The 21,390-nt window shown below is 58.6% G+C and carries 19 protein-coding genes; 7 read left to right on the plus strand and 12 right to left on the minus strand.

The window, feature by feature from the left end:
* Positions 1-11 precede the first annotated feature (11 nt).
* On the plus strand, positions 12-320 hold the full coding sequence (yhbY, locus tag AB4O25_RS14450; RefSeq protein ID WP_017528795.1) for a ribosome assembly RNA-binding protein YhbY: 309 nt from the start codon (positions 12-14) through the stop codon (positions 318-320).
* A 9-nt stretch (positions 321-329) separates the two neighbouring features.
* On the opposite strand, the gene AB4O25_RS14455 is transcribed toward yhbY, so the two are convergent.
* From AB4O25_RS14455 to grpE, 8 genes are all read right to left on the minus strand, one after another.
* Complete coding sequence (locus AB4O25_RS14455; protein ID WP_017528796.1) at positions 330-734, minus strand: hypothetical protein; 405 nt, start codon at positions 732-734, stop codon at positions 330-332.
* A 28-nt stretch (positions 735-762) separates the two neighbouring features.
* On the minus strand, positions 763-1,239 hold the full coding sequence (gene greA, locus AB4O25_RS14460) for a transcription elongation factor GreA (protein ID WP_460149687.1): 477 nt from the start codon (positions 1,237-1,239) through the stop codon (positions 763-765).
* A complete protein-coding gene (gene carB / locus AB4O25_RS14465) occupies positions 1,236-4,457 on the minus strand; it encodes a carbamoyl-phosphate synthase large subunit (RefSeq protein WP_017528798.1) in 3,222 nt (1,073 codons plus the stop codon). The genes greA and carB overlap by 4 nt, the downstream gene beginning before the upstream one ends.
* 105 nt (positions 4,458-4,562) lie before the next feature.
* Complete coding sequence (gene carA, locus AB4O25_RS14470) at positions 4,563-5,699, minus strand: glutamine-hydrolyzing carbamoyl-phosphate synthase small subunit (protein ID WP_017528799.1); 1,137 nt, start codon at positions 5,697-5,699, stop codon at positions 4,563-4,565.
* A 259-nt stretch (positions 5,700-5,958) separates the two neighbouring features.
* Positions 5,959-6,765, minus strand: a complete 807-nt coding sequence (gene dapB / locus AB4O25_RS14475; protein WP_017528800.1) for a 4-hydroxy-tetrahydrodipicolinate reductase — start codon at positions 6,763-6,765, stop codon at positions 5,959-5,961.
* A gap of 10 nt (positions 6,766-6,775) precedes the next feature.
* On the minus strand, positions 6,776-7,900 hold the full coding sequence (dnaJ, locus tag AB4O25_RS14480) for a molecular chaperone DnaJ (RefSeq protein WP_017528801.1): 1,125 nt from the start codon (positions 7,898-7,900) through the stop codon (positions 6,776-6,778).
* Between the two features lie 317 nt (positions 7,901-8,217).
* Entirely contained in the window at positions 8,218-10,134 is a 1,917-nt protein-coding gene (dnaK, locus tag AB4O25_RS14485) for a molecular chaperone DnaK (protein WP_017528802.1), read from the minus strand.
* Between the two features lie 102 nt (positions 10,135-10,236).
* On the minus strand, positions 10,237-10,797 hold the full coding sequence (gene grpE / locus AB4O25_RS14490; RefSeq protein ID WP_065876784.1) for a nucleotide exchange factor GrpE: 561 nt from the start codon (positions 10,795-10,797) through the stop codon (positions 10,237-10,239).
* Between the two features lie 255 nt (positions 10,798-11,052).
* Between grpE and recN the strand changes: the two genes are divergently transcribed.
* Positions 11,053-12,726: a DNA repair protein RecN gene (gene recN, locus AB4O25_RS14495; protein ID WP_017528804.1), complete on the plus strand. Its 1,674-nt coding sequence runs from the start codon at positions 11,053-11,055 to the stop codon at positions 12,724-12,726.
* A gap of 77 nt (positions 12,727-12,803) precedes the next feature.
* On the opposite strand, the gene fur is transcribed toward recN, so the two are convergent.
* Positions 12,804-13,208 (minus strand): ferric iron uptake transcriptional regulator, encoded by a 405-nt coding sequence (gene fur / locus AB4O25_RS14500; protein ID WP_003194220.1) that lies wholly within the window; start codon positions 13,206-13,208, stop codon positions 12,804-12,806.
* 98 nt (positions 13,209-13,306) lie between these two features.
* Here fur and AB4O25_RS14505 point away from each other — a divergent pair, with 98 nt between their 5' ends.
* Positions 13,307-13,834, plus strand: a complete 528-nt coding sequence (locus AB4O25_RS14505) for an outer membrane protein assembly factor BamE (RefSeq protein WP_017528805.1) — start codon at positions 13,307-13,309, stop codon at positions 13,832-13,834.
* Between the two features lie 63 nt (positions 13,835-13,897).
* Here the strand turns inward: AB4O25_RS14505 and AB4O25_RS14510 are convergent, their stop codons facing one another.
* Together AB4O25_RS14510 and AB4O25_RS14515 are read right to left on the minus strand one after the other, a co-directional pair.
* Complete coding sequence (locus AB4O25_RS14510; RefSeq protein ID WP_267864373.1) at positions 13,898-14,200, minus strand: RnfH family protein; 303 nt, start codon at positions 14,198-14,200, stop codon at positions 13,898-13,900.
* Positions 14,193-14,627: a type II toxin-antitoxin system RatA family toxin gene (locus AB4O25_RS14515; RefSeq protein ID WP_017528807.1), complete on the minus strand. Its 435-nt coding sequence runs from the start codon at positions 14,625-14,627 to the stop codon at positions 14,193-14,195. Before AB4O25_RS14515 ends, AB4O25_RS14510 begins: the two co-directional genes overlap by 8 nt.
* A 168-nt stretch (positions 14,628-14,795) precedes the next feature.
* Between AB4O25_RS14515 and smpB the strand changes: the two genes are divergently transcribed.
* The gene (smpB, locus tag AB4O25_RS14520) at positions 14,796-15,278 is read left to right on the plus strand and encodes an SsrA-binding protein SmpB (protein ID WP_003176160.1); all 483 of its coding nucleotides are present in this window, start codon (positions 14,796-14,798) and stop codon (positions 15,276-15,278) included.
* A gap of 35 nt (positions 15,279-15,313) precedes the next feature.
* Here smpB and AB4O25_RS14525 read toward each other — a convergent pair whose 3' ends face one another.
* A complete protein-coding gene (locus AB4O25_RS14525) occupies positions 15,314-16,081 on the minus strand; it encodes an FCD domain-containing protein (RefSeq protein WP_017528808.1) in 768 nt (255 codons plus the stop codon).
* Between the two features lie 249 nt (positions 16,082-16,330).
* Here AB4O25_RS14525 and AB4O25_RS14530 point away from each other — a divergent pair, with 249 nt between their 5' ends.
* From AB4O25_RS14530 to AB4O25_RS14540, 3 genes are all read left to right on the plus strand, one after another.
* Positions 16,331-18,025, plus strand: coding sequence for a lactate permease LctP family transporter (locus tag AB4O25_RS14530; protein ID WP_017528809.1), 1,695 nt, complete (start codon positions 16,331-16,333; stop codon positions 18,023-18,025).
* Between the two features lie 70 nt (positions 18,026-18,095).
* Positions 18,096-20,909, plus strand: a complete 2,814-nt coding sequence (locus tag AB4O25_RS14535; protein ID WP_460149688.1) for an FAD-binding and (Fe-S)-binding domain-containing protein — start codon at positions 18,096-18,098, stop codon at positions 20,907-20,909.
* 136 nt (positions 20,910-21,045) lie between these two features.
* Positions 21,046-21,324: a hypothetical protein gene (locus tag AB4O25_RS14540; RefSeq protein ID WP_017528811.1), complete on the plus strand. Its 279-nt coding sequence runs from the start codon at positions 21,046-21,048 to the stop codon at positions 21,322-21,324.
* Positions 21,325-21,390: the final 66 nt, after the last annotated feature.

Below are 21,390 nucleotides of genomic sequence, written 5' to 3' on the forward strand. Positions count from 1 at the left end.
GGGGTCAGATTATGCCGCTCACTCAAGAGCAGAAGAAACAGTACAAATCCATTGGCCACCATCTGAAACCAGTTCTGATTGTGGCAGACAACGGTTTGACTGAAGGTGTGTTAGCCGAATTTGAACGCGCACTCAATGATCATGAACTGATCAAGATCAAGGTCAATATCCTTGATCGCGAAGCGCGCCTGGCCGCCGTTGCAGAACTGTGCAAGGTGGGCAAGGCAGACTTGGTTCAAGTCATCGGCAAGATGGCGCTGCTGTATCGCAAGAATTTCAGCGCCAATAAGCAATTGTCGAACGTCCATCGCTTCAAGTGATGAAAAGGGTCAAGGGCGTGCTTCGCGCGCCCCGCCACTCCACCCCGGTGCAGGCTGCATAATCAGCACCAAGCCAGAGAACCCTAGCACAAGATAGCTGAATAACTGCCAGCGCAACGCTTCCGGCAGCCACACATGCAATACGCAAAACAATGCGCATGCATACAGCGCCATCAACAGCAGTTGGCCGCGAATATCCCGCCATAAACTCCCCAAGCCTTCAGCCTTGACCAGCACCAATGCCTGGATCGTCACGCACGCCGCCGAAAAACCCACCAGCAACCCGCTCAGCAATCCATCGATTTCATCGATGAGCAGCGGAGCCAGGCCTATCAGACCCAGCGCCGGCAATACACCGATGTGCAACAGCCAAAGGCCGCCCACCCACAACATCTGGACAAGCTGCCAAAGCATGGCGCCCGCACGAAGCGGGCGCCGCCTTTCAGATGTGACGAACTTCAACGATCTCGTACTCGATCACGCCGCCAGGCGTCTTGACGGCCACCACATCACCCTCTTCCTTGGCAATCAAGGCGCGGGCCAGCGGTGAACCCACAGAGATCTTGCCGAGCTTGAAGTCAGCTTCATCCTCTCCAACGATGTGGCAGACAACGCTTTCGTCAGTCTCAACGTTGGCGATTTCCACGGTAGTACCGAAAATCACCTTGCCGGTGCGAGGAATGGTCGTCACATCAATCACCACCGAATTTTGCAGGCGGCCTTCGATGTCACGGATCCGCGCCTCGACCATACCTTGCTGCTCGCGAGCAGCGTGGTATTCGGCGTTTTCCTTTAAGTCACCCAGCTCGCGGGCCGTACCGATGTCCTGGCTCAGCTTTGGACGTACGACCTTGGTCAGATGGGCGTGCTCCTCTTCCAGCGCCTTGAAGCCCTGGACTGTCATTGGGTATTTGGTCATGCCTTCAATCCTGCGTGTAGATCCTGCAAGCGACGCACGGTCTTTTCCGGACCGAACTTGAGCGCTTCGCAGATAGCTTCGCCAGCAGCAATGGTGGTGGTGCAGTAAATCTTGTGCTGCAGGGCGTTACGACGAATGGAGTAGGAGTCCGCGATCGACTGGCGACCTTCGGTGGTGTTGATGATCAGGGTGACTTCGTCATTCTTGATCATGTCGACCACATGCGGACGGCCTTCCGTTACCTTGTTCACGCGACGCACTTTCAGACCGGCAGCTTCGATCAGCTTGGCGGTCCCGGCAGTGGCGACGACTTCGAAGCCCAAGTTGATCAGATCACGCGCCACACCTGCAACCAGTGGCTTGTCGTCATCACGCACGCTGATGAACGCGGTACCGCCGGTCGGCAGCACTTCGCTTGCGCCCATCTGAGCCTTGGCGAACGCCTCGCCAAAGGTATCGCCCACGCCCATCACTTCACCGGTGGACTTCATCTCTGGGCCCAGGATCGGGTCCACGCCAGGGAATTTGGCGAATGGGAACACCGCCTCTTTCACGCTGTAGAAGTTCGGGATGATTTCCTTGGTGAAGCCGATTTCCTTCAAGGTCTTACCAGCCATCACGCGGGCAGCGATCATGGCCAGGGACACACCGATGCACTTGGAAACGAACGGCACGGTACGCGAAGCGCGCGGGTTGACTTCGATGACGTAGATGTCTTCGCCTTGCAGCGCCAACTGTACGTTCATCAGGCCGACCACGCCCAACTCCAGCGCCATCTTCTTGACCTGTTCACGCATCTCGTCCTGGATATGCAGCGGCAGCGAGTAAGGTGGCAGCGAGCACGCGGAGTCACCGGAGTGAACACCGGCCTGCTCGATGTGCTGCATGATCGCGCCGATCACCACGTCGGTACCGTCGCAGACCGCATCTACGTCCATTTCGATAGCACAGTTGAGGAAGTGATCCAGCAGCACCGGGCTGTCGTTGGATACTTTCACCGCATCACGCAGGTAACGCTTGAGCTCTTCTTCCTCGTAGACGATTTCCATCGCACGACCGCCCAGTACGTAGGACGGGCGCACCACCAACGGGTAGCCGATCTTGCTGGCTGCACGGATGGCTTCGTCTTCGCTGCGCACGGTGGCGTTCGGCGGCTGACGCAGGTTCAGGCGCTCAACCATCTGCTGGAAGCGCTCACGGTCTTCGGCACGGTCGATTGCATCCGGGCTGGTACCGATGATCGGCACGCCGGCGGCCTCAAGGGCACGCGCCAGTTTCAGCGGTGTCTGGCCGCCATACTGGACGATCACGCCTTTAGGCTTCTCGACGCGACAGATTTCCAGCACGTCTTCCAGCGTTACCGGCTCGAAATACAAACGGTCGGACGTGTCGTAGTCAGTTGAAACAGTTTCCGGGTTGCAGTTGACCATGATGGTCTCGTACCCGTCTTCGCGCAGCGCAAGCGCGGCGTGTACGCAGCAATAGTCGAACTCGATGCCCTGGCCGATACGGTTCGGACCGCCGCCCAGGATAATGATCTTGTCGCGGCCCGACGGTGCGGCTTCGCACTCTTCCTCGTAGGTGGAGTAAAGGTACGCAGTGTCGGTGGCAAATTCGGCGGCGCAGGTGTCAACGCGCTTGTAGACCGGAAAGATATCCAGCTTATGGCGATGCGTGCGCAGGTTTTTCTCGGTCACACCCAGCAATTTGGCCAGGCGCTGGTCGGAGAAGCCTTTGCGCTTGAGGCGGAACATCAGGTCGCGGTCGATAGACGACAGACCTAGGGTCTTGACCTTCTCTTCTTCCTTGATCAGATCTTCGATCTGCACCAGGAACCAAGGGTCAATCATGTTCATGCCAAAGATATCTTCGACGGTCATGCCCGCACGGAAGGCGTCAGCCACGTACCAGATACGCTCGGCACCCGGCACGGTCAGCTCGCGCTTGAGCACGCTCATGCTCTCCGGGTTGCTCAGGTCAAGCTTCTCGTCCAGACCGCAAACGCCCACTTCCAGGCCACGCAGGGCTTTCTGCAGGGATTCCTGGAAAGTGCGGCCGATGGCCATGACTTCACCCACAGACTTCATCTGGGTGGTCAGGCGCGCGTCAGCCTTGGCGAATTTCTCGAAGGCAAAGCGCGGCAGCTTGGTCACAACGTAGTCGATGGACGGCTCGAAAGAGGCCGGCGTAGCGCCGCCCGTGATTTCGTTTTGCAGCTCGTCCAGGGTATAGCCGATAGCCAGCTTGGCAGCGATACGCGCAATCGGGAAGCCAGTAGCTTTCGAGGCAAGCGCCGAAGAACGCGATACACGCGGGTTCATCTCGATCACGACCATGCGGCCGGTATCCGGGCAGATGCCAAACTGAACGTTGGAACCACCGGTTTCAACGCCGATCTCACGCAATACCGCCAGCGAGGCGTTACGCATGATCTGGTATTCCTTGTCCGTCAGGGTCTGCGCCGGAGCAACGGTGATCGAATCGCCGGTGTGCACACCCATCGGGTCGAAGTTTTCGATGGAGCAGACGATGATGCAGTTGTCCTTTTTGTCGCGGACAACCTCCATCTCATACTCTTTCCAGCCGATCAGGGACTCGTCGATCAGCAGCTCTTTGGTCGGCGACAGATCCAGACCACGGGCGCAGATTTCTTCGAACTCTTCACGGTTGTAAGCAATGCCACCGCCGGTGCCGCCCATGGTGAAGGACGGACGGATAATGCACGGGAAGCCCAGTTTTTCGAGAACCGCGTTGGCCTCTTCCATGCTGTGGGCGATTCCGGAACGCGGGCAGTCAAGGCCGATGGACTTCATGGCTTTGTCGAAACGCGAGCGGTCTTCAGCTTTGTCGATGGTATCGGCGTTGGCGCCGATCATCTCTACGCCAAACTTCTCCAGGACGCCTTCGCGCTCCAGGTCCAGGGCGCAGTTCAGGGCAGTCTGGCCACCCATGGTTGGCAACAACGCGTCCGGGCGCTCTTTTTCGATGATCTTGGCAACGGTCTGCCATTTGATCGGTTCGATGTAGGTGGCGTCGGCCATGTCCGGGTCGGTCATGATGGTGGCCGGGTTGGAGTTCACCAGGATGACGCGGTAGCCCTCTTCGCGCAGGGCTTTACAGGCCTGGGCGCCGGAGTAGTCGAATTCGCAGGCCTGGCCGATCACAATCGGGCCAGCGCCGAGAATCAGGATGCTTTTTATGTCTGTACGTTTTGGCATGGGTTTGTCACTCAAATCCGCAGGTCAGTCGGCAAGCCGTCTTGAACAATCTTTGAAGAGCCAGCGGGGGCCACCGAGGTTCGGGGCCGCCCGCAGGCCGCTCACTCAGCGTCGCTTGGCCATCTCATTGATGAAACGGTCGAACAGCGGCGCGACGTCGTTCGGGCCCGGGCTGGCTTCAGGGTGGCCCTGGAAGCTGAACGCGCTCTTGTCGGTGCGCTCGATGCCTTGCAGGGAGCCGTCGAACAGCGACTTGTGAATGGCGCGGACGTTGCCCGGCAAAGTCGCCTCATCCACCGCAAAACCGTGGTTCTGGCTGGTGATCATTACAACGCCGGTGTCCAGGTCTTGCACGGGATGGTTGGCACCATGATGGCCGTGACCCATTTTCAGGGTTTTGGCGCCGGAGGCCAGGGCCAGCAACTGGTGGCCGAGGCAGATACCGAATACCGGAATCTCGGTATCCAGCACTTCCTTGATTGCCTGGATGGCATAGTCGCAAGGTTCCGGGTCACCCGGCCCGTTGGACAGGAACACACCGTCCGGCTGCAGGGCCAGTACGTCGCTGGCAGGCGTTTGCGCCGGCACCACGGTAACGCGACAGCCACGCTCGACCAGCATGCGCAGGATGTTGTACTTCACACCGTAGTCATAAGCGACAACGTGGTAAGGCAGGTCCGCGGACTCGATGGTCGCGTGGCTGTCAGTCTTCAGATCCCAGACGGTGGAGCGCCACTCGTACTGTTCCTTGGTGCTGACGACTTTCGCCAGGTCCATGCCTTTCAGGCCAGGGAAGCCTTGCGCCGCGGCAATCGCCGCCTCTTCGGAAATATCGTCGCCGACCATGATGCAGCCGTTCTGCGAGCCTTTTTCACGCAGGATGCGCGTGAGGCGGCGCGTATCGATACCGGCAATCGCCACAACGTTGTTGGCTTTCAGGTAGTCCGACAGCGACATCGTGTTACGCCAGTTGCTTGCAACCAGCGGCAAGTCACGGATCACCAGGCCGGCCGACCAGACACGATCAGACTCGACGTCTTCCGGCGTAGTACCGGTGTTGCCGATGTGCGGATAGGTCAGGGTAACAATCTGTTGGGCGTAGGAAGGATCGGTAAGGATTTCCTGATAGCCGGTCATGGCGGTGTTAAACACCACCTCTCCAACGGTCTGACCGTCGGCTCCAATGGCTTCGCCGCGAAAAATGCTGCCATCAGCAAGGGCGAGTATGGCTGGCTTAGTCAAGAAGACCTCCCGTAAATAAAGCCTGAAAGGGCGATCGCAGGTTGTAAAAAAGCGGAGTGACGTATGGACACGTCACCCCGCTTCTTCACTGAATTATTCTGCGCGCTTTTAGTGGACACACTAAAGCTGTAGCTTACAGAAAAAGGGTTTTTTGGTCCACCGCTAAAGAGCCTTAAAGGCAGGAGAATGCGACAGGGCGTCGCTTAGCGGGTAAAAACGGGGCCTCAGGATAATCCCGAGGCCCTGTTTTAGCTACTGATTAGTGCAAATCCAGCACATCGCGCATGTCGTACAGGCCAGGTTCGCGACCTTCCAACCAGAGCGCCGCACGCACCGCGCCCTTGGCAAATGTCATGCGGCTGGAGGCCTTATGAGTGATTTCCAGCCGCTCGCCTTCTGTGGCGAACAGCACGGTATGGTCACCCACCACATCACCACCGCGAACAGTTGCAAAACCAATGGTGTCACGCGCACGTGCGCCGGTATGACCTTCACGACCGTACACCGCCACCTTCGACAGGTCGCGACCCAGCGCATCGGCAATCGCTTCTCCCATACGCAGCGCAGTCCCGGACGGGGCATCGATCTTGTGACGGTGATGAGTTTCGATGATCTCGATATCCGCTTCATCCCCAAGCACACGAGCCGCCATATCCAGCAACTTGAGCGACAGGTTCACGCCGACACTGAAGTTGGCGGCGAAGACGACAGGGATATCCTTGCCCGCCTCCACCAGCAATTGCTTTTGCTCAGCCGTCAAGCCGGTGGTACCAATGACCATGGCCTTGCCTGCCTTGCGGCAGAATGCAAGATTTTTGAGCATGACGTCGGGCAAGGTGAAATCGATCAGTACGTCGAACTCCTCAACCACCTGCTCAAGACTGCCGGACATCGACACCCCGATACGACCCAACGAGGCCAACTCACCGGCGTCCGCACCGATCAACGTGCTGCCAGGGCGAACAATGGCCGCTGTCAGCCCCGAGGCCGGCGAGCGCTGCTGCACCGCCTCGACCAATGTTTTGCCCATGCGCCCGGCGGCACCCATTACGGCTATACGTCGCATACTCACTTCCTTACAGGTCGCCGAAGAAGCGCTTCACGCCTTCGAAGAAGCCAGTGGTTTTCGGCGAATGGGTGTCGTCGCCTTCCAGCGAACTGCGAAACTCCTCAAGCAGCTCGCGTTGACGGCGATTCAGATTGACCGGTGTCTCCACCGCCACCCGACACATCAGGTCGCCAGCACCGCCGCCACGCACCGGGGCAACGCCCTTGCCGCGAATACGGAACTGCTTGCCGGTCTGCGTCCCCTCAGGGATCTTGAGCTTCACGCGACCATCAAGAGTCGGGATCTCCAGCTCGCCACCCAAGGCCGCATCGACAAAGCTGATTGGCACTTCACAGAACAGGTGCTTGCCGTCGCGCTGGAAGATCGAATGCTCGCGCACATTGATCACCACGTACAGGTCGCCCGTTGGGCCACCCTGAGCACCCGCCTCGCCTTCGCCCGACAGACGAATACGATCCCCGGTATCCACGCCGGCCGGCACTTTCACCGACAACGTCTTGTACTCTTCGACACGACCTTCGCCGTGGCAGGAGTCGCACGGATCGGAAATGATTTTGCCCTGGCCATGGCAGCGCGGGCAGGTCTGCTGCACCGAGAAGAAGCCCTGCTGCATCCGCACCTGGCCAATACCGCCACAGGTCGGACACGTAATCGGCGCGGAGCCTTTTTTGGCACCCGAACCGTCGCACGGCTTGCAGTTCACCAGCGTCGGCACACGGATATTGACGCTGGTACCGCGCACGGCTTCTTCCAGGTTCAGCTCAAGGGTGTAGCGCAAGTCGCTGCCACGCTGGGCGCCACCACGCTGGCCACCCCGACCACCACCGAAGAAGTCGCTGAATACATCGCCAAAAATATCGGAGAAATTCTGACCACCAAAACCGGCACCGCCGCCGCCCATGCTTGGATCGACACCAGCATGGCCATACTGGTCGTAGGCCGCACGTTTGTTGGGATCAGACAGGCATTCGTAGGCCTCGTTGGCCTCCTTGAACATTTCTTCGGATTCTTTGCTATCCGGATTACGGTCTGGGTGATGCTTCATCGCCAGGCGACGGTAAGCCTTTTTCAGGTCCGCCTCGCTGGAGCCACGCTCCACACCCAATACTTCGTAATAGTCACGCTTTGCCATAAGTCTTTGCACTCTTAAGGACGTTCAGCCAGACCCTCCTGAGCCTCGCCAAACTCGTTGAGCCCCAATACAGGCCCGGACCCAACTCACGTCAATTCAACGATCCTGGACATTACTGCTTTTAGCCAGGGACCCGGCCAAAAAAGCGGTATTTATTGCTCGGAAAGCAGGAGCATTCCCGATCACACCGCCAGCATCCGAACGTTGTCGCATGCTGTAAAAATTCGCATACCCCAGACACACCAACGCGGGAGCAAGCTCCCGCGCGGCGACATCCTACCAGTCACCGCTGGACAGCGGTCAACCGGGCGACCAACTTACTTGTGGTCTTTGACTTCTTCAAACTCAGCATCGACAACGTCATCATGCTTGGCTTCAGGCTCTGCTTGCTGCGCAGCACCTTCAGCCGGCTGGCCTTGCTCGGCGTACATCTTTTGGGCAACCGGCGCGGAGACTTTCGACAACTCCTCGACCTTGGCTTCGATGGCGGCCTTGTCGTCGCCCTTGATGGCAGCTTCCAGGGCAACCACGGCAGCTTCAATCGCGGTCTTCTCTTCAGCGGTCACTTTGTCGCCAGCATCCGCAACCATTTTGCGCGTCGAGTGAACAAGCGCATCACCCTGGTTACGCGCACCGGCCAGCTCTGCGAACTTGGCATCCGCTTCGGCGTTGGCTTCAGCATCACGAATCATCTGTTGAATTTCTTCATCAGACAGACCGGAGTTGGCCTTGATGGTGATCTTCTGCTCTTTGCCGGTCGCCTTGTCTTTCGCGCCGACGTGCAGGATGCCGTTGGCATCGATGTCGAAGGTCACTTCGATTTGCGGCACGCCACGTGGAGCCGGTGGAATCTCGGCCAAGTCGAACTTGCCCAGGGACTTGTTCTGCGCAGCCTGCTTACGCTCACCTTGCAGCACGTGGATGGTCACAGCGCCCTGGTTGTCATCAGCCGTCGAGAACACCTGGGATTTCTTGGTAGGAATCGTGGTGTTTTTCTCGATCAGCGCAGTCATCACGCCGCCCATGGTTTCGATACCCAGGGTCAGCGGGCTGACGTCCAGCAGCAGCACGTCTTTCACGTCACCGGCCAATACCGCGCCCTGGATGGCAGCACCCATGGCAACTGCTTCGTCCGGGTTCACATCTTTACGCGCTTCTTTACCGAAGAACTCGGTGACTTTCTGCTGCACCAGCGGCATACGAGTCTGACCACCAACGAGGATGACGTCATTGATGGAGCCAACGTCGATACCGGCGTCTTTCAGTGCGATACGGCAAGGCTCGATGGTGCGCTGCACCAAGTCTTCAACGAGCGCTTCCAGCTTGGCGCGGGAAATTTTCACGTTCAAGTGCTTAGGACCCGTGGCGTCTGCAGTGATGTACGGCAGGTTCACGTCGGTCGACTGAGCGGAAGACAGTTCGATCTTGGCTTTCTCGGCAGCTTCTTTCAGGCGCTGCATCGCCAGCGGGTCGCCCTTGAGGTTCATGCCGCTTTCTTTCTTGAATTCGTCAACGAGGTAGTCGATCAGACGAATGTCAAAGTCCTCGCCACCCAGGAAGGTGTCACCGTTGGTGGCCAACACTTCGAACTGGTGCTCGCCGTCCACTTCAGCGATCTCGATCACGGAAACGTCGAAGGTACCGCCACCCAGGTCATAAACGATCACGGTGTGATCGCCCTTGGCCTTGTCCATGCCGTAGGCCAGAGCAGCCGCGGTAGGTTCGTTGATGATACGTTTTACGTCCAGGCCCGCGATGCGGCCGGCGTCTTTGGTCGCCTGGCGCTGGCTGTCGTTAAAATAGGCCGGAACGGTGATCACCGCCTCGGTGACGGCTTCGCCCAGATAGTCTTCGGCTGTCTTCTTCATCTTTTTCAAGACTTCAGCCGAGATCTGCGGTGCAGACATTTTGTTGCCGTTTACTTCAACCCAGGCGTCACCATTGTCAGCCTTGGCGATTTTGTACGGCACCATCTTGATGTCTTTTTGTACGACTTCTTCGTCGAACTTACGACCGATCAGACGCTTTACCGCGTACAGGGTGTTGTGCGGGTTGGTGACAGCCTGACGCTTGGCCGACTGACCAACGAGGATCTCGCCATCGTTGGCGTAAGCAATGATCGACGGCGTAGTACGCGCACCTTCGGCGTTTTCGATAACTTTGGCTTTGCCGTTTTCCATGACGGAGACGCAGGAGTTGGTGGTCCCCAGGTCGATACCGATGATTTTGCCCATGATTTACTCTCCCGAAACTTGAATTTGGTTGCCGCAGCAGTGGTGGCTAACTGCGGTAGCACTTAAACGCTTGACTTATAAATGGGGGCCTTGCGGCAGATTTCAAGCCTGCTCATCAATAGAAGGCGAAACGGGTGCAGGAGCCTTGCTCACCACTACCATCGCCGGGCGCAGCAAGCGGCCGTTGAGCAGATAACCCTTCTGGAACACTTTCAACACGCTGTTTGGCTCAAGGTCATGGCTTTCCTGCATGGCCATTGCCTGGTGATGTTCAGCATTGAATGGCTCGCCGCCTTGCGGATCGATGGCTTCCAACTGATAACGCTTCAGGGTGTCCTGGAACATTTTCAGCGTCAGCTCGATCCCTTCGCGCATCGGACGGATGTTTTCGTCGTCCGGGTTGGACAGCTCAAGACCACGCTCCAGGCTGTCGATGATCGGCAGCAAATCACTGGCAAATTTTTCCAGCGCGAACTTGTGCGCTTTTTCTACATCCTGCTCGGCACGGCGGCGGACGTTCTGCAGATCGGCGGCAACACGCAAAGACTGATCCTGCGCAGCGACCAACTGCTCTTCGAGCACTTGCACGCGAGTTGCCAGTTCATCACCGACGGCCGAATTGGCGTCTGGAGCTTGCGTATCCTGCGTCTGTTCGTCAGCCATAGTTTTCTCCTTTCAAAATCATGCACGAGCTCAACTCGCGCTTCTGTTCCGGTATATGGGGTCACAATTTCCAGGTTCAAGAGCGCGAACGTCAGCAAAAGTCTTTCCGGTGCCCAGGATCAATTCCTGCTCCTTACATTCCCCGTCGCGCTTAAAAAACGTTCACATCAAACGAATCGAGCTAAGCGCGAGGATTGTCAGCTCCAGACAAAACACTGTATAAATAACCAGACCTAACATCTGGGAGCGGCCGTCATGCTCGTGCACCTGTCTGTACATAACTACGCCATCGTTGAACATCTGGATCTCGAACTGGATCGCGGGATGAGCGTAATCACAGGCGAAACCGGCGCCGGCAAGTCGATCATGCTCGACGCCCTGGGCCTGACCCTGGGCGACCGCGCCGACAGTGGCGTAGTGCGCCCCGGTGCAGAAAAGGCCGACATCCTCGCCACCTTCGATCTATCAGACATTCCCGAAGCCGAAACCTGGCTGACCGAGCGCGACCTCAATAATGAAGGCCCCTGCATTCTGCGCCGGGTCATCACCGCCGAAGGGCGCTCCCGCGGCTACATCAACGGCACCCCCTGCCCTCTTGGCGATTTGAAAGCCCTGGGCGAGTTGTTGATCGACATCCACAGCCAGCACGAACACCAGTCACTGCTCAAAACCGATACCCATCGCCGGCTGCTCGATGAATACGCAGGCGCCACTGACCTTGCGCGCCAAGTCCAGTTGGCTGCCCAACGCTGGCGCCAAACGCGCCAAGAGCTGGAACGCCTCTCCAACTCGGGCGATGAACAACGTGCTCGGCATCAACTTCTCAGCTACCAGCTTGAAGAATTGGAAAGCCTGGGTCTTGGCGAGACGGAGCTGGAGCAACTGGAGCAGGAACACAAAAACCTGACCAATGCCGAAACCCTGCTGGGTATCTGCCGCCAGGTGGTGGAGCAATGCAGCGAAAGCGATTCTGGCAATGTGCTCAACGCACTTACCGCCAGCCTCAATCGGCTATCCAGCGTAAATAGCGCCTCGGGGTCGCTAAGCGAGGCGACCACGCTGCTGACCAGTGCGCAAATACAAGTCGAGGAGGCTGTGGGCGAACTGAATCGTTTTCTGGACCACTTCGATGCCGACCCGGCGCGCCTGCAAGAAATAGAAGAGCGCCTGGACACCATCTATACCCTGGCGCGCAAACATCGAATCCAGCCCACTGAAGTGGCAACGATGCAGCAAAAACTGCTCGATGAAATCGAGACGTTGAATGCCAATGACGAATCCATTGAGCGACTGGGCGAAGAGCTCACCTCTTTTGCCCGCCACTATCAAGAGAAAGCCCGGGAACTGAGCGACCTGCGCCAACAGGCCGCCACAAGCCTGGCCAGCGCCGTAGAGCAGGAAATTCAGCGCCTGGGCATGCCGGGTGGGCGCTTCACCATTGAGCTGCGCGCCAACGCCGGCCATGAGCTGCAGCCCCACGGACTGGAACAGGTAGAACTACTGGTCAGCGCCAACCCAGGCCAACCGCTCAAGGCACTGGCAAAAGTGGCGTCTGGTGGCGAGCTGTCGCGAATCAGCCTGGCGATCCAGGTGATTACCGCGCAAACCTCACGGGTACCGACATTGGTATTCGACGAAGTTGACGTCGGTATCGGCGGGCCGACTGCGGAAATTGTTGGCCAGCTGTTGCGCCGCCTGGGGGACCGGGGCCAGGTGCTTACGGTCACGCACCTGCCACAAGTGGCAGCCCAAGGGCACCAGCACTTGTTTGTGCACAAGGTAAGAGGCAGCGATGCGACACATACTGCGGTATCCAAGCTGAACAAGTCGGAGCGAGTGGAAGAAGTGGCGCGAATGCTCGGCGGGATAGACTTGACCAAAGAGTCTTTGGCTCACGCCAAAAAAATGGTTGTAGCCGCCAAGGCCTGAATACCTCTCCTATAGAAAGCACGAAGGCGACCCTAAGGTCGCCTTCGATCGTTTCGCAGAGCAATTCTGCGTCGTTTTTACTTTTTCTTACGGATGTACAACACCAGATTGTGGTCGACCAGATCGAAGCCATGCTCTTCAGCAATCTTATGCTGCAGCGCTTCGATTTCGGGGCTGGTGAACTCGATAACCTCGTTGGTATCCAGGTCAACCATGTGATCGTGATGACCACCGTCAGCCAATTCGAACACCGCATGACCGCCGTCGAAATTATGACGAACCACCAGCCCTGCGGCTTCAAACTGGGTCAGTACACGGTAAACCGTGGCCAGGCCGACATCCTCGTTAGACTCCATCAGCGCCTTGTAAACATCCTCGGCACTCATGTGACGCTGCTCAGCAGAATCGAGCATTTGTAGAATCTTGACTCGTGGCAGAGTCACTTTAAGACCGGCTTTGCGTAGTTCGCTATTTTCAACCATGGTTAGCTTTCTCGCGGATGCTGCTTCGCAGCTTCTCTTAATACGGGTATGATCGGCGTTTACGTTGTCCCAGCCAAGATAGTGGAAGTCGCCCACCGATGCAAAACACCAAGCTCTTGCTAACCAGTTTCACCTTTGTGGGACTGCTCGCACTCGCCGGTTGTTCATTCCCCGGGGTTTACAAAATCGACATCCAGCAGGGCAATGTCGTCACGCAGGACATGATAGACCAGTTACGCCCGGGAATGACCCGACGGCAAGTAAGGTTTATCATGGGCAATCCCCTGCTGACCGACACTTTCCATGCCGATCGCTGGGATTATCTCTATAGCCTCCAGCCTGGTGGCGGTGAACGCCAACAGGAGCGCGTCAGCGTCATTTTCAATGGCAATGACCAGCTCGTCAGCCTGTCCGGCGACTTCATGCCTGGCGTAAGCCGTGACGAAGCCCTGCTCGGCAAGGACAACGGCACTAACGTGACCGCGCCAGCGCAGGAAAGCGAGAAGCCGAAGTCCGAAGTACCGGCCAAGCCTGGGTCCTTGCTCGACAAGATCCAGAAGGACGTCGACGGGGTCGAAACCGTTCCAGTCCCGACGCCTCAGCCTCTGGACACCAGCCCGCAGTAACTTCGTGGTGCTCAACAAAAAGCCCGGCATGCCGGGCTTTTTGTTGCCTGTGGTTTGGCGACTTTATAAAGACTGCTGCTTGGCCAGCGCCGCCTTGGCCGCACGTAGCCTGCGGACTTCCTTAGGGTCTACCAGCAAGGGGCGGTAGATTTCAATACGATCCCCCGCTTGCACAGCGCGCGCATCAGCGTCTGCGACTACCTTGCCGAAGACCCCCAAAGGGCAGCCCGCCAGGTCCACTCCAGGAAATTGCGCCGCCATCCCCGACGCCAGCACCGCGGCTCGCAGACTGGTTCCCGGCGCCACCGCAACCGCCAACAGAACCTGACGATCAACAGCGGCGTACACCACCTCAATCTCAACCATGCAGTTGCTTGGCTCGCTGGCAGAATGCATCGACCAAGGTGTTGGCCGCCTGATTGAACAAAGGCCCCAACGTCGCGCGCACAATCGGCCCCGCGTAATCGAACGAGAGGTCCAGACTGATCTTGCAAGCCTTGTCGGTCAGCGCCTTGAACACCCACACGCCGTGCAGTTGGGTAAATGGCCCTTCCTGCAGATTCATTTCAATGGACTTGCCCGGCACCAGCACATTGCGCGTCACAAAATGCTGGCTAAGGCCACCCTTGGCCACCCCGACACTGGCGACCATGTGCTCCTCACTGCCTTCCAACACTTCGGCGGTGGAGCACCACGGCAAGAATTCCGGGTAACGCGCCACGTCGTTGACCAGGTCATATAGCGCCTGCGCCGGGTAAGGCAGCAGGGCCGAGCGTTGAATATGCGTCGTCATGTGTGCGTTATTTCCACAGCTGAGCAGCAAACATCGCGAAAGAACAGGCCGATTCGCGAGAGAAAAAAACCAAAGAACTGCCCGCATTGTCCGGGATTCGTCCAACACGCTCAAGCACGCAGGTTGACCGTAGCCGATACGCTCGCAACTCCCTATAATGCCGCCCCTATGGCTAAACAAAAGAAACACCCCACAGGGACCATCGCGCAAAATAAAAAGGCGCGACACGATTACTTCATCGAACATCGTTTCGAGGCTGGTCTGGTCCTGGCCGGCTGGGAAGTAAAAAGTCTGCGCGCCAGCAAGCTGCAACTGGTCGACAGCTACGTACTGCTCAAAGATGGCGAGGCATGGCTGCTCGGCAGTCATATCACCCCGCTGACCACCGCGAGCACCCACGTGATTGCCGACCCGGTGCGCACGCGCAAGCTATTGCTCAATGCCCGCGAACTGGAAAAACTCGCTGCCGCCGTACAGCAGAAGGGCTATGCCTGCATCTGCCTGTCCTGGTATTGGAGCAAGCATCTGGTCAAGTGCGAGATCGCCCTGGGCAAGGGCAAGAAGGAATACGACAAGCGTGATACCGAGCGCGAGCGCGATTCCAACCGCGAGCTGCACCGCGCGGTACGCAACAAAGGCAAGGAAGAATAGCCGTTGCCACGATGTAGCCCTGGGTAACCCCTCGGCTACATTCCTTTACGCCGCTCCGCACGCGCTACCCGCTGAACCTCCTGACGCACTTCCTCCAACACCTCCTGCACATACTCCAAATGACGCGTTGAGACTTCTCGCGCCTGCTCGGCCCGCCCTTCGATAATCGCCAGGTACAAATCCCGGTGCTGACTGATCAGCATGTCGCGGGTTTCCGTACGCTGCTGGTACATGCCACCAATGTTGGTCACCACGTTACGCTTGAGCAGGTCGAACAAACCGCGAATGGTGTGCAGCAACACCGCATTATGGCTGGCCTCGGCAATTGCCAAGTGGAACCTCGCATCCGCCACCCCCTCCTCGGCCCGGCTCACTTCGTCGACACGGGTGTAGCAATCCTGAAGGGCATCAAACGCAGCGGTCAGCCGCTCGCGATCGACTTCGGTCGCACGCAACGCGGCGTAATAGGCACAGGACGCTTCAAGCGTCTGACGAAACTCCAGCAGGTCGCGCTGCGCTTCAGGGTTGTTTTCCAGCAAGTGCAGCAGCGGATCGCTGAAGGTCGACCCCAGGGACTCTGCGACATAATTGCCGCCGCCCTGACGACTCACCAACAGCCCTTTGGCCGCCAGCTTCTGGATAGCCTCCCGCAACGATGGGCGCGATACGCCAAACCGCTCAGCCAAGGCGCGCTCGGCCGGCAAGCGCTCGCCCGACTTCAACGTGCCCTCGAGAATCATGCCCTCAAGTTGCTCGACAATATCGTCAGACAAACGGCGCTGACGCACCTGATCAAACCCCATAACTCGCTCTCCACCATCCCGACCACTCGCCGGGCCCTTTATTCTGGCCTATCGCCAAACTTCCAGCACCTATCAGAACACCTTCGTTTTACCCGATCAGAGGCTTCCAGCAGCGACCTACGACCAAAGTTTCGCAGGCGGCAAATTGACACATCTTCCGAAGGCTTTTAACCTAGCCGACAGCGATTGTAAATTGGTATTACCAATTACCCAAGCTGACCAAACAACAACAATCAGGGGCCACCCCATATGCAAACCTGGCAACAGCTCTACAGCCCACTCGGCAGCCTCGGCCTGTCCGCATTGGCCGCCGTCATTCCGATCGTATTCTTCTTCCTGGCCCTGGCCGTGTTCCGCCTCAAAGGCCATGTAGCTGGCAGCATCACGCTCGCGCTGTCGATCCTGGTCGCAATCTTTGCCTTCCAGATGCCGGTGGACATGGCGTTCGCAGCCGCCGGTTATGGCTTCGCCTATGGCCTCTGGCCTATCGCGTGGATCATCGTCGCGGCCGTGTTCCTCTACAAACTCACCGTCAAGAGCGGCCAGTTCGAGATCATTCGCAGCTCAGTCCTGTCGATCACTGACGACCAGCGCCTGCAAGTCCTGCTGATCGGCTTCTGCTTCGGGGCCTTCCTCGAAGGTGCCGCCGGCTTCGGCGCTCCCGTGGCGATCACCGCCGCATTGCTGGTAGGCCTGGGTTTCAACCCGCTGTACGCAGCCGGGCTGTGCCTGATTGCCAACACCGCGCCCGTTGCCTTCGGCGCCCTGGGCATCCCGATCATCGTTGCCGGCCAAGTGACCGGCATCGATGCGTTCAAGATTGGCGCCATGACAGGCCGGCAACTGCCCCTGCTGTCACTGTTCGTGCCGTTCTGGCTAGTGTTCATGATGGACGGCCTGCGCGGCGTGCGCGAAACCTGGCCGGCAGCACTGGTGGCAGGCTTGAGCTTTGCTATCACCCAATACTTCACCTCCAACTTCATCGGCCCCGAACTGCCGGACATCACCTCGGCCCTGGCCAGCCTGATTTCCCTCACCCTATTTCTGAAAGTCTGGCAACCCAAGCGCACCGCAGGCGCGCAGATTGCCGGCGCCACCTCCGGCGTAGCGATCACCGCCAGCGCCGGCGGCTTCGGCTTACCCCGCAGCACCGTCGCCTCGCCTTACAGCTTGGGCCAGATCTTCAAAGCCTGGTCGCCGTTCCTGATCCTCACCGTACTCGTCACCATCTGGACCCTCAAACCGTTCAAGGCGATGTTCGCCGCCGGCGGGTCGATGTACAGCTGGGTGTTCAACTTCGCGATCCCACATCTGGACCAATTGGTGGTCAAAGTCGCGCCGATCGTCACCGCCCCGACCGCCGTTGCGGCCGTCTTCAAGCTGGACCCGATTTCAGCGACCGGCACCGCGATCTTCTTCTCTGCCCTGATCTCAATGCTGGTCCTGAAGATCGACATAAAAACTGGTCTTACCACTTTTAAAGAGACCTTTTACGAACTGCGCTGGCCAATCTTGTCTATCGGCATGGTGTTGGCATTCGCCTTTGTCACCAACTACTCCGGCATGTCCTCGACCATGGCCTTGGTATTGGCCGGCACCGGCGCAGCCTTCCCGTTCTTCTCGCCGTTCCTTGGCTGGCTGGGGGTTTTCCTGACAGGCTCCGACACATCCTCCAACGCCTTGTTCAGCTCGCTGCAAGCCACCACCGCGCACCAGATCGGCGTCAACGACACGCTGCTGGTGGCCGCGAACACCAGCGGCGGCGTGACCGGCAAAATGATCTCACCACAATCAATCGCCGTGGCCTGCGCCGCCACCGGGCTGGTCGGCAAAGAATCCGACCTGTTCCGCTTCACCCTCAAGCACAGCCTGTTTTTCGCCACGATCGTCGGGCTGATCACGCTGGCCCAGGCCTACTGGTTTACCGGCATGCTGGTGCACTGAGACCTGCACGTAATAGGGTAAGAACCGACGCCGGTCCCTTATACCGGCGTCAGCTACTTCTGGAGGACCCATGAGCCTGCCTGCCGCTTTCCTTGCTGACGTCGCACAGCTGATTCCGAAACAGCGGTGCTTTGACGACCCGCTTTCCACCCTCGCATTCGGCACAGACGCCAGCTTTTACCGACTGATCCCACAACTGGTTATCCGCGTGGAGTCGGAAGACGAAGTGGTCGCTCTGCTGCAACTGGCCCAGCGCGACCGCGTGCCGGTGACTTTTCGCGCAGCCGGCACCAGCCTGTCCGGGCAAGCGATAAGCGACTCGGTGCTGATCGTGCTGGGGGATAACTGGAACGGCCGCGAAATTCGCGGGCAAGGCACGCAGATCCGCTTGCAGCCCGGCGTGATCGGCGCCCAGGCCAATGCGTGGCTGGCACCGTTCGGGCGCAAGATCGGGCCGGACCCGGCGTCGATCAATGCCTGCAAGATCGGCGGAATCGCCGCCAACAATGCCAGCGGCATGTGTTGTGGTACCGCTCAAAACACCTATCACACCCTCGCCGGCATCCGCCTGGTGCTGGCCGACGGCAGTCGCCTGGACACCGAAGACGCGGCCAGCGTCAGTGCCTTTCGCGAACAGCACGGCGCTCTGCTTGAGCGCCTGGCGACATTGGGGCGCGAGACGCGGGCAAATGCCGAACTGGCTGCGAAAATCCGCCACAAATATCGCCTGAAAAATACCACCGGCCTGTCACTCAACGCCCTGGTCGATTTTGACGAGCCGCTGGATATTCTCAGCCATCTGCTGGTAGGTTCCGAAGGGACCTTGGGGTTTATCAGCGCCATCACCTACGACACTGTGGTCGATCACCCGAACAAGGCGTCGGCATTAATCGTGTTTCCGGACGTTGAAACCTGCTGCAACGCAGTGACCGTTCTGAAAACCCAACCAGTCTCAGCCGTAGAATTATTGGATCGACGCAGCATGCGCTCGGTGCAGGACAAACCGGGCATGCCGCCTTTCGTACAGCACCTTTCGGAAAATGCCTGCGCCCTGCTCATCGAGTCCCGCGCTGCGTCGCCCTCCCTGCTGCACGAACAACTGGCGCTGATCATGGCGTCCCTGGCCGTTTTTCCGGTTGAGAAACAGGTCGATTTCACCGAAGACTCCACAGAAAACGCGCGGCTGTGGGCAATCCGCAAAGACACCTTCCCCGCCGTCGGCGCGGTGCGCAAAACCGGCACCACGGTAATTATCGAAGACGTGACCTTCCCGGTCGAACAACTGGCCATCGGCGTGAACCGTTTGATCGAGCTGTTCGACAAACATCACTACGACGAAGCCATCCTTTTCGGACACGCCCTGGAAGGCAATCTGCACTTCGTGTTCACCCAAGGCTTCAACAGCGCGCAAGAAGTCGCACGCTATCAAGCGTTCATGGACGACGTCGCACAGTTGGTAGCCGTGGAGTTCGGCGGCTCATTGAAAGCCGAGCACGGCACCGGCCGCAATATGGCGCCTTTCGTGGAGTTGGAATGGGGCAGCGAGGCTTACCAGTTGATGTGGCAGCTCAAGCGCCTGCTCGACCCCAGCGGCATCCTCAACCCGGATGTGGTGCTCAGCGAAGACCCGCAGATTCACCTCAAGCACCTCAAACCGCTGCCTGCCGCCGATGAACTGGTGGACAAATGCATCGAGTGCGGGTTCTGCGAGCCGGTCTGCCCATCCAAGGGGCTGACCTTGAGCCCGCGCCAGCGCATCGTGATCTGGCGTGATATCCAGGCGAAGAAACGCGCCGGCATCGATACCGCAAAACTGGAAGAGGCCTACCACTATCAAGGCATCGACACCTGCGCGGCTACCGGGCTGTGTGCCCAACGCTGTCCTGTGGGAATAAATACCGGCGATCTGGTGAAAAAGTTGCGCAGCCGTAACGCCGACCGTACGAAAACGGCCGAATGGCTTGCCACCCATTTCGCCACCGCATTGCAGGGAGCACGCTTTACCCTGCACGTGGCTAATGGCGCACGCATGCTGCTGGGCGCACCTCGCCTGGCGAAGCTATCGGCTAAGGTGACCAAACTGTCCAACGGGCAAATCCCGCAGTGGACCAACGCCATGCCTCAGCCGGAAAAAGCCATTCGCTTCAGCCCGCCGGTGATGGACGAACGCCCTCGCGTGGTCTACCTCGCGGCTTGCGTGTCACGTGCCATGGGCCCGGCTGCCGATGATAAAGAGCAAATGTCGCTGTACGACAAAACTCGTGGCCTGCTGGAAAAAGCCGGTTACCAGGTGGTACTTCCCGACAACCAGGACAGCTTGTGCTGCGGCCAGCCGTTCGCCTCCAAAGGCTACACCGAACAGGCCGAACACAAACGCCAGGAACTGATCGGCGCCCTGCTCCACGCCAGCCGTGGTGGCCTTGACCCCATCTATTGCGACACCAGCCCCTGCACCCTGCGCCTGGTGCAAGACCTCGGCGAAACGCGGCTGGACCTCTACGACCCCGTGCGTTTTATCCGCACGCACCTGATCGACCGCCTTGATTTCACACCTCAGGATGCGCCAATCGCCGTGCACGTCACCTGCAGCACCCAGCACCTTGGCGAGAGCCAGGCATTGATCGACCTGGCCCGGCGCTGCGCTAAAACCGTAGTGATCCCGGAAGGCATCCACTGCTGTGGCTTTGCCGGTGACAAAGGCTTCACCACGCCGGAACTCAACGCCCACTCGCTGCGCTCCCTCAAAGACGCGGTGCAACATTGCAGCGAAGGTATCTCCACCAGCCGCACCTGCGAGATCGGCCTGAGCCAACATGGCGGCATCGACTACCACGGGTTGGTATACCTCGTGGACCGCGTTACCCAGGCCCGCGCCCTCCACTAATCCTGCAAAAAAACAGAACCCCTGCGCTCCGGCGCAGTCATCTGCATAGGCCTCGGCGAACGAGGCCCATCAGTGATGTCGCTGGCAGCACTTGAACGCCAGCAGCGTCGAGCCCTTTTGCGCAAGGAGATACCCTATGAAGCGTTCCGCTCTTGCTGGCTTGTTCATTACCGCGGCAATGCTGGCCTCCCCTGTTTTCGCGGCGGGCGAGCCCGATCTGTGCAAGATCAACCTGGATAAAATCAACAACGGCAAGGCGCTGCTCGCGACCGACACCACGGGCAAAAGCGGCGAAATCGACACCGCCGTCTCCCAGGCCAAAGCCGCCCACGCCGCCGGTGACGACAAGAAGTGCATCGAGATCACGTCCAAAGCCCTGCAAGATTTGCAGAACAACGAGAAAGGCGGTCAGTAAACGATGGGCCAACCTACGGGTTGGCCTTCCGTGAGCATTTGGCGTACACTGCACAGGCTTGTCACT

Source organism: Pseudomonas sp. S3_A03 (assembly GCF_054668275.1).